We start from the raw sequence: 13,522 nt of genomic DNA, 5'->3' as shown, positions 1-13,522 counted from the left end.
ATTTTATCCGGAGCCTTTTTTTATGGCTTTTTGAGTTCTTGGTCTATCATGTTAATTACCGATTCGGGTTTACCCGGCTCAAACCACTTGATATCCTCATCTCTTCTAAACCAGGTTAACTGCCTTTTGGCAAAACGCCGGGTGTTCTGTTTAATGGAAGCAACCGCAACATCTAGCGGAACTTGCTCATCCAGATAATCGAATAGTTCGCTATAACCAACCGTATTTAAAGCATTATCTCTTCGATAATTAATTAATGATTTCACTTCTTCAAGCAAGCCATTTTCCATCATTTTATCTACCCGAAGGTTAATGCTTTGATAAAGTTTGGCCCGGTCGGTATTTAAGCCAATTTTTATGATGTTAAATGGTCTTTGTTTTTTCGTTGAAGACAACATTGAGGACAGCTTTTTCCGCGTTGAGAGAAAAACTTCAAGTCCTCTAATCATTCTTTGCGGATTATTTTGATCAACTTTTTCGTAATACTCCGGGTCATGCTGTTTAAGCTGATTTTGGATTATTTCCAAGCCTTCATCGTCAAACTGTTTATTTAATGCTGCTCTAATTTTAAGATCAATTTCAGGCATTTCATCTAGGCCATTAACTACAGCATTAACGTACAAACCGCTTCCACCAACCATCACCGCCTGATCATGCTTTTCGAAAATGTTTTCGATAACCTTCAAAGCTTCTACTTCGAAATCTCCTGTGCTAAAAAGTTGTGTAACGGAATGGGAGTTAATAAAATGATGTTTAGCAGCGGCGAGTTCAACAGCATTTGGCTTAGCTGTGCCAATTTCCATTTCCTTAAAAAACTGCCTCGAATCTGCAGATACGATTTCGGTTTTATAATGTTTTGCGATATCAATGGCCAAAGCCGTTTTGCCGATGGCTGTTGGGCCAACGATAACGATTAAGGTTTTGATATTGCTTTTTAACATAAGGTTAAGGTATAAAAAAACTGCCGGATGGTTTGTCCGACAGTTTGATATTTAAAAACTTGTATAACTAATTAATAATCATCTTTGTGCGTATCATCTTCGTAGCTTTCGCTGTCCGAAAACTCATCGCCAAACTCATCATTCTCTTCCGAATCCTCTTCTTCATCGCTTTCCTCTGCATTGATACCCATTTCACCCATTGCTTCAAGTTCATCAGTATCTTCAGGAACAAAATTCATTTCATTAAGGAAATCAAATTCGCTGGCAGATGCTGCGGCCCCACGTGGGTCGACAGATTGCGGCCCGTTTTGTTCCATAATTTTCGGCGCTTCGCCGGCGCTTTTTGCTAAAAACGGATATTCAATATGTGGGTCGGCTTCTAAAATGATTTTAACGAGTTCTACATGGAAATCGTAAGGGCGGTCGAAATTGTAGGTATAATAAAATTTTTGATGAGGGTCTTCGATAAAGCCGCTGAGTTTCGAGTTTTCCATTAGCACAACTCTATCTTTTTTACGTTCATTTGGTAAATATGCAATTTCATCACCTTTCAACCAATTATCGGTACTTACATAAAATGATGAAGATTTTTCGGCGTTATATCCCGTCGATTTGTGAATTGCCTTGTGCAAATCTTCAAATGTCTGGTTAGATTTAATGTCGATCTCTCGCACAACATCATCAAAATCTTCAAAAGTAATTTTAAATTTATAAATAGCCATTATTGTTATTTGGAGCTGTAAAATTAAAGTTAATTTGTTTTATCACAAAACAACATTTACGACAAAAAGTTGTTTGGTTGATTGTTTTTGGCAATTAAATTATCTATTAACAGGATTTAATCCCATTTGTTTCGCCAGGTTGAGCATAAAATTAAACGCTTCGTTGTAGTCGTTTGTTATCTCACCTTCCAAAATGGCTTCGCGAATTGCGCTTTTGATTATTCCAACTTCTTTACCGGCATCAAGGGCGAAGGTTTCCATAATATCGTTGCCGGTAATTGGAGGCTGCCAGTTTCGTAATTTGTCGCGTTCTTCTACGTCTTTTAGCTTTTGTTTAACCAGTTCAAAATTATTCCTGTACTTGGTTTTTTTGTATTCATTTTTTGTTGTAACATCTGCATTGCAAAGCAGCATCAAACTTTCAATTTCTTCACCTGCATCAAAAAGTAATCGCCGAACAGCAGAATCTGTAACTGTATCCTGGGCTAAAACGATTGGCCTTAGGTGAAGTTGCACCAGCTTTTGAACGAATTTCATTTTTTCATTCAGCGGCAATTTTAACTGGTTAAAAATTTTCGGGACCATTCTGGCGCCTTTATCTTCATGGCCGTGGAAAGTCCAGCCGTGGCCTTCCTCAAAACGTTTTGTCGCCGGTTTGGCAATGTCATGGAGTATTGCTGCCCACCTCAGCCATAAGTCTTCAGTATCGGCACAAATGTTATCCAAAACCTCCAGGGTGTGGTAAAAATTGTCTTTATGCCCTTTTCCTTTAATTATGTCCACGCCGAAAAGCTGCGCCATCTGCGGGAAAATAATATGTAGTAATCCAGTATCGAACAATAACTTAAATCCTACAGACGGCTTAGGGGATAAAATGATTTTATTAAGTTCGTCTGTTATACGTTCTTTCGAAACGATGTTAATGCGGTCCTTTTGCGTTTTTATGGCATTAATTCCAGCTTCATCAATTACGAAATTTAACTGCGATGCAAATCTTATGGCCCTCATCATCCGTAGGGGATCATCTGAAAAGGTAATTTCCGGATCTAATGGTGTACGAATGAGTCTATTTTCTAAGTCACGCAGTCCTTCAAACGGATCTAAAAGTTCGCCAAAATGTTCTGCATTTAGGTTTATCGCCAGTGCATTTATTGTAAAATCGCGGCGAAGCTGGTCATCTTCAAGTGTGCCATCTTCTACGATTGGTTTTCTTGAATCGGAGCGATAGGACTCTTTTCTTGCGCCAACGAATTCTATTTCCAAATCATTTACTTTGATGTTGGCCGTCCCAAAGTTTTTAAAAATGGCAACTTTAGTATTCAACTTGCTGCCCACGCTCTCTGCATATGCTATCCCGCTGCCAACTACCACAACATCTATATCTTTAGATGGTCGGTTCAAAAACAAATCGCGAACGAAACCTCCAATAACATATGCCTGGATTTGGTTTTTATCGGCAATTTCCGATAGTGTTCTAAAAATTGGATTTTGTAAATGTTGTTGCATAAGTCTGGAGCCGCCATGCTGAATGTTAGTTCAGAAACTTTTTTATAAAGAACCTGAATAGACATCAGGTTGCCGGCTATTTAATTTTTACAAAAGTAATAAAATTACTTACGAATAAACTCAAACTGGCCTCCTGGAGAAAGTTTCATAATTGTGGATGGCTTTTTTGAAGTTCTGCTTTCCTGTTCAAAATCCACTACGTAATCAACGCCATCAATGATTTCGGCGCTAATATCATCGAAGTTTTTTGGTGATGGCTCACCGCTTAAATTCGCTGATGTAGAAACTATTGGCTTGCGGAAGCGTTGTATTAAAGGTGTGCAAAAATCGTGTTTTACAATTCTTATCCCCACACTTCCATCTTCATTAATTACATTTTGAGCTAAATTTTTTGCGCCAGAAAAAATAATGGTAAGCGGGTTCTCGGCATATTCGATTAAATCGTAGGCTATCTCCGGCACTTCAGTAACGTAACTTTGTATTTTGCTGTCAACATCAAGAAGAACTATCAAACTTTTTTCGGCCGGTCGATTTTTAATTTTCAGAATTTTATCAACCGCTTCCGGGTTGCTAGCATCACAGCCCAAACCCCAAATTGTATCTGTGGGGTAAAGTATAACACCGCCCGATTTTAAAATTTCTAAAGCCTTATTTATTTCTTCTTTAAGCATGCTGCAAAGGTAATTTTTTATGCAATATGTTAAATGTTCAAAATGCGATAATATTTAACATTTAGGCTAAAACAATGGCTTTTAATCAGCGTTTTACAATAAACAACTCTAATGTAAAAATAATATGTTGTTTTTGTTTTTGCCTCAGGATTTAGGTATTTTTAGTACAGGTTATTTTAAAAAAATATAAACACAAATTAACAAATGAAAATTTTCCAAAAATTATTAATGCTGATTGCCGTTGTAATCACATTAGCCGGGTGCTCTTCGCTTCGGACCGCTTCAGATTATGACAAGAACGTCAATTTGAACGCTTACAAAACTTACAATTTTTACGATAAAGGCATTGCCAGAGTTAAGCTAAACAATCTTGATAAAAGAAGATTAATGGCTGCTGTTGAAGCTGAAATGAATGCTAAAGGTTTCACAAAATCTAGCCGGCCAGATTTGTTGGTTAATCTTGTTGTTGTAGCCAGAGAAAAAACCGACTTTTATGGTCCGGCGTACTACGGCGGCTGGGGTTGGGGCGGCGGCTGGGGCTGGCGTGGTGGTTGGGGCGGATGGGGCTCTAACTATGTAAACCAATACATTGAAGGCACAATTATCATTGATTTCTTAGACCCTGCTAAAAAGATATTGTTCTGGCATGGTCAGGGTGCTGGCTTTAACCTCGATAACTTTAGCAAAAGAGAACAGCGTTTGTACACCGGCGTGAAAGAAATTTTAGCGCAATATCCGCCAAACGCGATTGCTGCCAAATAACATTTAGGTTAAAACACTTTTGTAGCAATTTATTAGTTGCTCCGTTACTAAAGGGCTGTTGAATTTTTGAACAAATTCCAGCCCTTTTCTTTTCATCAGCTGTTGCTGAGACGACGATTCGATTACCTGATTAATGGCCGCCGATAAGGCGTTTACATCGGTAGGCGGTACGTAAATACTTTTTGGCCCACCTGCTTCTTCAAGGCACGAACCCGTTGCCGCAATTGTAGGCAGACCCGAATAGAGTGCCTCGATTATTGGAATGCCGAAGCCCTCGTAAAATGAAGGATAAACAAATAATGTAGCCAACTGATAAATACCGGGTAAATCAGTAAACGGAATATTTTGAAGAAAAATGACTCTGCTAGTTAAACCAAGTTTTTTAATTTCCCTTTCAATCGTCTGGAAATAAGCCGTCTTTTTGCCAATAACAACCAGTTTATAGTCTTCGCTAACATTATTCAAGGCCTGAATGGTCAGCAAAAGATTTTTGCGCTCTTCAATCGTTCCAACACTGAGTATAAATTTCTCCGGGAGCTTATTTTTTAAACTGACCCGTTTTAGCGTTGATTCATCGTAAGGCTTCTTAAAAATATCATCGCAGCTTTGATAGATAACCTCAATCTTATCAGGATTAATTCCATAAAACTCGATGATATCTGCTTTTGTTTTTTCACTGATGGCGATTATCTTATCGGCTCGCTTACACGCAGATTTACTTTTCCATTCGTATAATTTTCTGTCGATAAGTTTATAGTATTTTGGAAAGCGCAGAAAAATCAGGTCGTGCATGGTAACAACCGATTTAATCCTGGTGTGTTCAATTGCAAAAGGAATTTCGTGGCTTAAGCCATGGTAAATTTGAATTTCATCATTTACCAGGTCTTTTAAAATGTTTAGGCTTCTCCAAAGGAAAGTACCATTTTTTGGCAGTTTCAGTTTGATGTTTTCGTCTGCGAGGAAGCCATCAATCTGTTGCCCTGTTTTTACTTTAGGTGTATAAACGAAATATTCGTTTTGCGGAAATTGCCTGGCGAGTGCCTCAATTAACGATCGGCTGTAATTACCTAAACCTGTCAGGTTATTTGCAGCACGTTTTCCATCGAAACCAATTTTCATAAATTGAAAGGTGTAAGGCAGAGGGTTTAAGGCTTTGGATGATGCCTTACACCCTAAACCTTACACCTCAATCCATTTTATACGGCTACATTGTTTTCTCTCAACGCATCGTTAAGTGAAGTTTTCTTATCTGTACTTTCTTTACGTTTGCCAATAATTAAAGCACATGGAACCTGGTATTCTCCGGCAGGGAACTTTTTGGTGTAACTACCCGGAATTACCACCGAGCGGGCCGGCACAATTCCTTTATACTCTACAGGCGTTGGGCCGGTAACATCAATAATTTTGGTCGATGCCGTTAAAACAACATTTGCACCCAGAACGGCTTCTCTTTCTACCTTCACACCCTCAACAACAATTGCTCTGGAACCTAAAAACGCATCATCTTCGATAATTACAGGAGCTGCCTGAACAGGTTCTAAAACGCCACCAATACCAACGCCGCCACTTAAATGAACACGTTTTCCGATTTGTGCGCAAGAACCAACTGTAGCCCAGGTATCTACCATTGTACCTTCATCTACATAGGCGCCAATGTTTACATACGATGGCATCATGATTACGCCTTTAGCCAAATATGCACCGTAACGGGCACTTGCCATTGGTACAACACGTACGCCAGTTGCTTTATAGTCGGTTTTTAACTCCATCTTGTCATGGTAAACAAAAGGACCGCTCTTAATTTCTTTCATCTCACGAATCGGGAAATACAAAATAACAGCTTTCTTTACCCATTCATTAATGCCCCAGGAATTTAAAACTGGTTCAGCAACCCGAATTTCGCCTTTATCCAATCCCTGGATAACGGTTTCAATAGCTTCGCAATAGTTGCTGTATTTTAAAAGGGTTCTGTCTTCCCAAGCGGCTTCAATTAATTTCTTTAAATCTGAATACATGATGTTTTTAAATTTTACGCAAAATAAAAGAAATTTATCTATAACTCGGGATTTCAGTTTATAAATATTGTTGATTTGGTGCATTGCTCAATTGCCTGTAAAAGTTACTACGACCTGTTAATGTCAATATTTGGACAATTAAACCGCTAAGAATTTAACATTTCATCAATTTAACTTATTTTTGAAACGTTATGGCAGAGGTAGAAAAACTGAGAATTGATAAATATTTGTGGGCAATCAGGCTGTTTAAAACCCGGAGTTTGGCAACCGAGGCATGCAAAGCAGGAAGGGTAAAGTTTAAAGGACAAAATGTGAAGCCATCAGCGATTGTAAAAATTGGTGATGTTTACCAGGTATCAAAAGGTATTGAAAAGAAAATTATTGAGGTTGTAGACTTCTCTTATAACAGAACAGATTCGCCAACGGCCTTAACTAAATACAAAGATTTAACACCTGTTGAAGAAACACATGCTTTTAAATCTATGTTCCATTCTCCTAATTTAAAAAGAGATAGGGGAACAGGCCGGCCGACGAAAAAAGACAGGAGAGAAACGGATGATCTGATAGGCGGCTTATTTCAGGAGGATGATGAGTAAGTTAACGAAGCTGTAAGTCTTCAGAATTTTCGATTAACTGGATGTTGAAATACCGCATTCTGTAGCTCATCATTGCTGTTTTACCTAATCTATCTATCAATTTATAATTTGCAATGGCGCCAACAGCCGCACCCACAAAAGGCAGCATTTGGGCAAGCTTCGCTAAATCGATATAATCTCTGTATTGCTGTTGAAAAGTTGACCAATCAAACTCATCAATATTTGTTGGCAATTTATGCGCTTTGCTATCCCAGTCTTCCATCTTTAAAAAAATATTTTTGCTTTCCTCCTTACTCGAAAACGCAAGTTGAAAAATGTGTAGGATAAAGAGGCGTTCCCGGTAATCTTTAACATCATAACCGTAAACTGCAGCAATATCGAAAAGCATTTTCATCTTTATTCCGAGCAACAAAGGGAAATCGGCAAGGCTCATAAGAAAGCCGCCGGCGCCGGTTACACCACCTTCGGCTGCACCTGTTTTCTTGTAATTTTCGATTTTCTGCTTAATCAGTGCTTCACGGTGCATTAAGGTAAAATCGGTAACCGGCTTTGATGTTGTAAATGTAGAACCAAAAAGCACAGCCTTAACCATCTGCTTAATGGCGGTTGTTATGGCATTGTGAACCTTATCAGGAATATAGCTATTAATTTTTCGCTGAACGTTATCGGTCACCTTACTCAAAAGCGATGGTTTTTGTAAAGTTTTAAACTTCCAAAATTCCAGTTCACTTTTTATTTTTTGCTCGTAAGTCATGCTGATTATTTCGAGTTAGACGTATTTAATAAAGCAATTGTTTCAAACTTGCCTTTAATAATCTATTCTTAAAGGAGAGGTTTCCCATAGTCTGAACGCTTCCATCGCTTCATCTCTTAACATTTGTACCACTGGTAATGTTCGGTGTTCCATAGGTTTGTCCAGTTCCTCGTAAATAAATTTATCATCAAAGCCTATATCTGCCGCATCTGCCTTTGTGTTGGCATAATAAATAGTTTCAATACGCGACCAGTAAATGGCGCCAAGGCACATAGGGCAAGGCTCGCAACTTGTGTAAATAACACAACCGCTCAAATCAAAGGTGTTTAATGCCGTGCAGGCCAGCCTGATTGCCGAAACTTCGGCATGTGCAGTAGGGTCGTTAGTGGTGGTTACCTGATTCGCCGATTTTGCCACAAGCTTACCATCTTTAACAATTACTGCTCCAAAGGGGCCGCCCACGCATTCGCTAACATTTTTTACCGATAGCTCGACGGCCATCCGCATAAATGCTTCGTGTTGTTCTTTATTTTCCATATCTAAATGTTCAGACAAAAAAAATGCCCCGATTGTTCGGGGCATTCCTTGAAGTTTTTAGTTTAAAACTATTTTTTAGCGTAATCAGCATTTAAGCCTTTAATCACTTCAGAAGTTACATCTAAACTTTCATCAGCAAATAAAATTGCGCTGTTGCCTTTTGAGTAGGTCAACACCATTTTATAGCCTTTACCTTTAGCATAACCTTTTAAGTAAGCAGCAACTTTATCGTATAATTTTTCATTTTCTACAGCCTGCTCGTTTTGTAAAGCGCCACCAGCATTTTGTTGGTAGGTTTGCAATTCTTGCTGCTTGCGGCCTAAACGCTCTTCAGTAGATTTACGAACATCAGCAGCTAAAGAGCCTGCAGTTTGTTGGTATTGGGCAACTTCTCTTTGAAAAGCCTGTGTTTTTGCCTGCATATCTGCCTGCGCACTTTTCGATTTACCTTCAAATTTAACTTTTAGGTCTTTGTAATAATCGTATTTGGTTAATAACGAATCTGAATTTACAAATACAATTTTCTCATCTGCGGAAACAGCCGCAGTACTATCTGTTTTTTTAGCTTCAGTTGTTTTAGTTTCTTTGTTTTGGCATGCAGAAAAAGCTGTAATTAATGCAGCCGTTGCAAATAAACCAAAGGTTTTAAAGGTTCTTCTTTCCATTATTGTTTAATAAATTTTAGCAAAGATAAAAATGATAATTAAGTATGCAATAAATACTTTATAGGCTTAAGGTTTTCTATAATAAATGCTTATCTTTTCGTTTAACGGGTTTCTGCAACTTAATATTATCACGTGGAAAGCAAATCCGCTGTTTCAGGTTAAGGTTAGTCCCGCTTGCCGCTTTACTTCGTGTTCGCTTTAATCGGGTTTAGGTGGCACATTTTAGCTTAGACTTTCACGGTTGCATGGCGCAGAACCGACCCAAACCGATAAACCTGGCTAATTAAACCCGATTGAAATGAAAAGCGCCCGATTCTTCTTCGGGCCTTGTAATGGAAAGCGGGGCTGACGGAGATTGAAAGGCTGAATTTGCTTTTCAAAACCTTATTGAAATGGCTTGAAAGGCATCTATTTCCCAATCTATTAACAGGTCAAAACTTATCCACATATTAGCGTATGTGCCAAAATTTCCGTATTTTTGATACTTATAGTTTTTAATTAAAATATGAGCGAAGAACAAGATTTAAAGTCAAATTATTCGGCAGATAATATACAGGTTTTAGAAGGTTTGGAAGCGGTGCGTAAGCGCCCTTCGATGTATATAGGTGATACCGGTGTAAAAGGTTTACACCATTTGGTTTACGAGGTTGTAGATAACTCAATTGATGAGGCTTTGGCCGGTCATGCAGATACAATCGATGTTAGGATTTTAGAAGGTAACTCCATCAGGGTAGAAGATAACGGCCGTGGTATTCCAACCGGTATTAACACAAAAGAAAATAAATCGGCGCTCGAAATCGTAATGACGGTTTTACACGCGGGTGGTAAATTTGATAAAGATACCTACAAGGTTTCTGGTGGTTTGCACGGTGTTGGGGTAAGTTGCGTTAACGCATTATCTACACATTTAACAGCCGAGGTACACCGCGAAGGTAAAATCTGGATGCAGGAGTACAATATTGGTAAGCCACTGTATGATGTGAAGGAAACGGGCGTTACCGATAAACGTGGTACGATTGTAACTTTTAGTCCGGATGCTACAATATTTACCCAAACTACTGAATATAAATACGATACTTTAGCCGGCCGTTTACGCGAACTGGCATTTTTAAATAAAGGAATTACGTTAACCTTAACTGATGAACGCGAAGTGTTGGAAGACGGTTCGTTTTTATCGGAAGTTTTCCGTTCGGAAGGTGGTTTAAGAGAGTTTGTTAAATTCTTGGACGGAACCAGAGCATCATTTTTACCAGAGCCTGTTTATATTGAAGGTATTAAAAACGGTATCCCGGTTGAATTGGCTTTCCAGTACAATGACAGCTACTCGGAAAATGTGCACTCTTACGTAAACAACATTAACACACACGAGGGTGGTACGCATATCGCAGGTTTCCGCAGGGGTTTAACGCGTACTTTAAAAAGCTACGCAGATAAATCTGGTTTGTTGAAAAACCTGAAAATGGAAATTACCGGTGATGACTTTAGAGAAGGTTTAACAGCAGTTGTATCAGTTAAAGTGCAGGAGCCACAATTTGAAGGGCAAACTAAAACCAAATTGGGTAACAGTGAGGTAATGGGTGCGGTTGATGTGGCTGTTGGCGAAGCTTTAGGTGCTTATTTGGAAGAAAATCCGAAGGAAGCCAAGCTGATTATTAACAAAGTTATTTTAGCGGCTACGGCACGTGCCGCAGCACGTAAGGCTCGTGAAATGGTTCAGCGTAAAAGTGTGATGGGTGGTTCTGGTTTGCCAGGTAAACTTGCCGATTGCTCTGACAGTGATCCTGAAAAATGCGAAATTTATCTGGTAGAGGGTGACTCGGCAGGTGGAACTGCCAAACAAGGTCGCGATAGAAATATTCAGGCTATTTTACCTTTAAAAGGTAAAATTTTGAATGTGGAGAAAGCGATGGAGCACAAAATTTACGAGAACGATGAGATAAAGAATATGTTTACCGCGATTGGCGTAAGCATTGGTACACCGGAAGATGATAAAGCGTTAAACTTGACAAAACTTCGTTACCACAAAATCGTAATCATGACGGATGCGGATATCGATGGGTCTCACATTACGACATTAATTTTAACTTTCTTTTACCGTTACATGCGTGCTCTAATCGAAGCTGGTTATGTTTATATCGCATCGCCACCACTTTATCAGGTAAAAAAGGGTAAAGAGTTTGAATATTGCTGGAATGATGTACAACGCGATGCTGCGGTACAGCGTTTAAAAGGTGCGGGTAAAGAAGATAGCGTACACATTCAACGTTATAAAGGTTTAGGTGAAATGAATGCTGAGCAACTTTGGGATACAACATTAAATCCTGCTACGCGTACGTTATTGCAAGCTACAATTGAAAGCGCAGCAGAGTGCGACCATACTTTTTCTATGTTAATGGGCGATGAAGTTGCTCCTCGTAGAGAGTTTATTGAGCGTAATGCCAAGTATGCGAAAATTGATGCTTAATTAAGCCTAAAGCTTAAAGACCAAGCGAAAAGCAAATTAAAAATAGAAACCTCTGTAGAGTTATAAACTCGCAGAGGTTTTTTTGTTTAAAGTAGTTTGCAATCAAAATCTAAGATTGAACTTGGTTACCGATTCTAAAACACATTACAACGGTGCCTTAAGAAAAAACCTCTGTCAAGTAAAACTTGCAGAGGTTTATTTGAAATCGATAATTGTAAGTCAATCATCAAATTTGCCATCAACGCACATCCCATCCAGCATGCGCCCCGATACATTAACTAACCAGTCCAAAGAAGGACTACAACTAAAAATCTATAGAAACTATAGAATGTAATAAGAGCCCACAGGCGCTAATTCGGTTTGAGGTTTGTCCTCGTAAATTTTGTTATCATCCAACATCTGGCATAAATCTCTTTCAATTGTTCTGCAAATTGTAGTTGTCGGCGTATCCGTTGGCTTATTTTCAAAAGGATCCTGAAGGTGAACGGCCATTTTTTCGACCAATAAGAAGAAAGCAGCAATTGCAACAACCAAAGGAATTTCCATGTAGCCAAAGTATTCTATTAAGCCAAAAGGCAACAAAACGATGAATAAATGAATAGACATGCTGATGTATTTGCTATACGTAACCGGAAAAACGGTGTTTTTGATTCGTTCAGACCCGCCCATGTGGTTACATAACCCGCAAATAATCCGGTCGATTTCTATCTGCTGATATTTGTTTATCCAACCTTCCTGTAAGGCTCTTTTTAAATCCATTCCATGCAACTCGAGCAAGCTGGCAGTAACATTTTTACGTTTTTTGATAAACGCAAATTCCTCCTGCGTTAAATATTCTTCCAGGCCTTTTCTTGGGTTAAAGCCCCTCAGAGACTGGCTTAAGGCATAACACCATGCAATTTGGCGTTTAATGAAACGTTCCTTAAAAGTTTCGATTTCTTCCTGACCGTAAGGGTTTTCGACGAACGACAATATCTGGCGGGCAATAGATCTGGAGTCGTTAACAATTGCGCCCCACAGTGTTCTTGCTTCCCACCATCTATCGTACGCCTGGTTAGAACGAAATGCTAACAGAAGAGAAATTATTGTGCCCAATAATGCCGGTACTGCTACCGGAATGGAAATACGGGTAACATGAAAATTTTGATAAAGCACTACAATGCCCACCGAATAGGCGATAACAAAAAGCAGTTCTTTCTTTATTTTCCCAAATATATAGGTGAGCGGAATATTATTTCGTAACAGCATGATATAAATTTTTTTAGTTTGAAAAATTAGGCATTCGACTCTTGTAACTGAACTTCCTGAATCTTGGTTTCGATTAAGTTTTCAGAATTATGAACAGTTAAAGCATTTAAATAAAGCACCTCGCAGCCAGAGCGTTCTGTTAAAAATTTCGGGTCGATGCTGTATTTGTTAATTGGTTTGAAATTGTAATTTTTGAGGTATGCGATGTAATCAACATCAAAAGCTTCGAGAAAATTTTTGAATGCAGCAACTGTACTTCCATAAAAGTATTCGATACCGATGCAATTTATTTGTGCCGGGTATTTACTTTTAAACTGATTGATGGTATTGTAAAAATCGTCGCTTACATTTTCGTAATCACGGCTGCGGCGGCTAAGCATGAGCATATCTGTAATAGAATCGGATAACTTGAAGGCATGTACAAAAATTATGTTCATCTTTTCTGCCTTTTGCTTTACCAATGCTTCGAGTATGGCTAGGCTATTCAAATTAAAGTCGGTTGGAATTAATACTGTTCTCATGGCACATGTTGTTTAAATGAATCGATTAATTATTTATACAAGTTTAAGCCGGTGTTATTACAGCGAAATAAGAATGAGATTAAAACGAGATTAGAATTTCAAATATTTTGGTTGTGATTG

Annotated in this window: 14 protein-coding genes; 3 read left to right on the top strand and 11 right to left on the bottom strand. The window is 38.6% G+C overall.

Translation table 11 applies throughout. From position 1 onward, the window contains the following. Positions 1-20: 20 nt before the first annotated feature. The 4 genes from miaA to ASG14_RS11880 form a co-directional block, all read right to left on the bottom strand. On the bottom strand, positions 21-941 hold the full coding sequence (miaA, locus tag ASG14_RS11895) for a tRNA (adenosine(37)-N6)-dimethylallyltransferase MiaA (protein ID WP_056871286.1): 921 nt from the start codon (positions 939-941) through the stop codon (positions 21-23). A gap of 71 nt (positions 942-1,012) precedes the next feature. Further along, entirely contained in the window at positions 1,013-1,663 is a 651-nt protein-coding gene (locus ASG14_RS11890; RefSeq protein WP_056871285.1) for a hypothetical protein, read from the bottom strand. A gap of 99 nt (positions 1,664-1,762) precedes the next feature. Continuing rightward, positions 1,763-3,169, bottom strand: a complete 1,407-nt coding sequence (locus ASG14_RS11885; RefSeq protein WP_056871284.1) for a CCA tRNA nucleotidyltransferase — start codon at positions 3,167-3,169, stop codon at positions 1,763-1,765. 104 nt (positions 3,170-3,273) lie between these two features. Next, a complete protein-coding gene (locus tag ASG14_RS11880; RefSeq protein ID WP_056871283.1) occupies positions 3,274-3,840 on the bottom strand; it encodes an L-threonylcarbamoyladenylate synthase in 567 nt (188 codons plus the stop codon). A 204-nt stretch (positions 3,841-4,044) separates the two neighbouring features. On the opposite strand from ASG14_RS11880, the gene ASG14_RS11875 reads away from it, so the two are divergent. Continuing rightward, positions 4,045-4,602: a DUF4136 domain-containing protein gene (locus ASG14_RS11875; protein ID WP_056871282.1), complete on the top strand. Its 558-nt coding sequence runs from the start codon at positions 4,045-4,047 to the stop codon at positions 4,600-4,602. A 3-nt stretch (positions 4,603-4,605) separates the two neighbouring features. On the opposite strand, the gene ASG14_RS11870 is transcribed toward ASG14_RS11875, so the two are convergent. After that, positions 4,606-5,721 carry a glycosyltransferase family 1 protein gene (locus ASG14_RS11870; RefSeq protein WP_056871281.1) on the bottom strand — a complete coding sequence of 372 codons (1,116 nt, stop codon included), beginning with the start codon at positions 5,719-5,721 and terminating at the stop codon, positions 4,606-4,608. Positions 5,722-5,798: 77 nt separating this feature from the next. Continuing rightward, positions 5,799-6,617: a 2,3,4,5-tetrahydropyridine-2,6-dicarboxylate N-succinyltransferase gene (locus tag ASG14_RS11865; protein ID WP_056871280.1), complete on the bottom strand. Its 819-nt coding sequence runs from the start codon at positions 6,615-6,617 to the stop codon at positions 5,799-5,801. 191 nt (positions 6,618-6,808) lie between these two features. On the opposite strand from ASG14_RS11865, the gene ASG14_RS11860 reads away from it, so the two are divergent. Continuing rightward, positions 6,809-7,213: an RNA-binding S4 domain-containing protein gene (locus ASG14_RS11860; protein WP_056871279.1), complete on the top strand. Its 405-nt coding sequence runs from the start codon at positions 6,809-6,811 to the stop codon at positions 7,211-7,213. Between the two features lies 1 nt (position 7,214). Here the strand turns inward: ASG14_RS11860 and ASG14_RS11855 are convergent, their stop codons facing one another. The 3 genes from ASG14_RS11855 to ASG14_RS11845 all read right to left on the bottom strand — a co-directional run bounded on the left by ASG14_RS11855 (position 7,215) and on the right by ASG14_RS11845 (position 9,169). Continuing rightward, the gene (locus ASG14_RS11855; RefSeq protein WP_056871278.1) at positions 7,215-7,967 is read right to left on the bottom strand and encodes an EcsC family protein; all 753 of its coding nucleotides are present in this window, start codon (positions 7,965-7,967) and stop codon (positions 7,215-7,217) included. A gap of 54 nt (positions 7,968-8,021) precedes the next feature. Next, positions 8,022-8,504 carry a nucleoside deaminase gene (locus tag ASG14_RS11850; RefSeq protein ID WP_056871762.1) on the bottom strand — a complete coding sequence of 161 codons (483 nt, stop codon included), beginning with the start codon at positions 8,502-8,504 and terminating at the stop codon, positions 8,022-8,024. Positions 8,505-8,572: 68 nt separating this feature from the next. After that, a complete protein-coding gene (locus ASG14_RS11845) occupies positions 8,573-9,169 on the bottom strand; it encodes an OmpH family outer membrane protein (protein WP_056871277.1) in 597 nt (198 codons plus the stop codon). A gap of 505 nt (positions 9,170-9,674) precedes the next feature. On the opposite strand from ASG14_RS11845, the gene gyrB reads away from it, so the two are divergent. After that, positions 9,675-11,633, top strand: coding sequence for a DNA topoisomerase (ATP-hydrolyzing) subunit B (gyrB, locus tag ASG14_RS11840; protein WP_056871276.1), 1,959 nt, complete (start codon positions 9,675-9,677; stop codon positions 11,631-11,633). A 321-nt stretch (positions 11,634-11,954) separates the two neighbouring features. Here gyrB and ASG14_RS11830 read toward each other — a convergent pair whose 3' ends face one another. Together ASG14_RS11830 and ASG14_RS11825 are read right to left on the bottom strand one after the other, a co-directional pair. Then, complete coding sequence (locus ASG14_RS11830; RefSeq protein WP_056871274.1) at positions 11,955-12,881, bottom strand: bestrophin family protein; 927 nt, start codon at positions 12,879-12,881, stop codon at positions 11,955-11,957. A 26-nt stretch (positions 12,882-12,907) separates the two neighbouring features. After that, positions 12,908-13,402, bottom strand: a complete 495-nt coding sequence (locus ASG14_RS11825) for a hypothetical protein (RefSeq protein WP_056871273.1) — start codon at positions 13,400-13,402, stop codon at positions 12,908-12,910. Between the last annotated feature and the right edge of the window lie 120 nt (positions 13,403-13,522).

Source organism: Pedobacter sp. Leaf194 (assembly GCF_001423945.1).
Lineage (GTDB): Bacteria > Bacteroidota > Bacteroidia > Sphingobacteriales > Sphingobacteriaceae > Pedobacter.
The sequence above is the reverse complement of the archived record's forward strand: the minus strand, read 5'-3'. Positions and strand labels throughout refer to the sequence as shown.

What these genes read in the sequence shown, in the direction of transcription:
- miaA (WP_056871286.1), bottom strand. Translation starts at nt 941, where the DNA reads ATGTTAAAAAGCAATATCAAAACCTTAATCGTTATCGTTGGCCCAACA.
- ASG14_RS11890 (WP_056871285.1), bottom strand. Translation starts at nt 1,663, where the DNA reads ATGGCTATTTATAAATTTAAAATTACTTTTGAAGATTTTGATGATGTT.
- ASG14_RS11885 (WP_056871284.1), bottom strand. Translation starts at nt 3,169, where the DNA reads ATGCAACAACATTTACAAAATCCAATTTTTAGAACACTATCGGAAATT.
- ASG14_RS11880 (WP_056871283.1), bottom strand. Translation starts at nt 3,840, where the DNA reads ATGCTTAAAGAAGAAATAAATAAGGCTTTAGAAATTTTAAAATCGGGC.
- ASG14_RS11875 (WP_056871282.1), top strand. Translation starts at nt 4,045, where the DNA reads ATGAAAATTTTCCAAAAATTATTAATGCTGATTGCCGTTGTAATCACA.
- ASG14_RS11870 (WP_056871281.1), bottom strand. Translation starts at nt 5,721, where the DNA reads ATGAAAATTGGTTTCGATGGAAAACGTGCTGCAAATAACCTGACAGGT.
- ASG14_RS11865 (WP_056871280.1), bottom strand. Translation starts at nt 6,617, where the DNA reads ATGTATTCAGATTTAAAGAAATTAATTGAAGCCGCTTGGGAAGACAGA.
- ASG14_RS11860 (WP_056871279.1), top strand. Translation starts at nt 6,809, where the DNA reads ATGGCAGAGGTAGAAAAACTGAGAATTGATAAATATTTGTGGGCAATC.
- ASG14_RS11855 (WP_056871278.1), bottom strand. Translation starts at nt 7,967, where the DNA reads ATGACTTACGAGCAAAAAATAAAAAGTGAACTGGAATTTTGGAAGTTT.
- ASG14_RS11850 (WP_056871762.1), bottom strand. Translation starts at nt 8,504, where the DNA reads ATGGAAAATAAAGAACAACACGAAGCATTTATGCGGATGGCCGTCGAG.
- ASG14_RS11845 (WP_056871277.1), bottom strand. Translation starts at nt 9,169, where the DNA reads ATGGAAAGAAGAACCTTTAAAACCTTTGGTTTATTTGCAACGGCTGCA.
- gyrB (WP_056871276.1), top strand. Translation starts at nt 9,675, where the DNA reads ATGAGCGAAGAACAAGATTTAAAGTCAAATTATTCGGCAGATAATATA.
- ASG14_RS11830 (WP_056871274.1), bottom strand. Translation starts at nt 12,881, where the DNA reads ATGCTGTTACGAAATAATATTCCGCTCACCTATATATTTGGGAAAATA.
- ASG14_RS11825 (WP_056871273.1), bottom strand. Translation starts at nt 13,402, where the DNA reads ATGAGAACAGTATTAATTCCAACCGACTTTAATTTGAATAGCCTAGCC.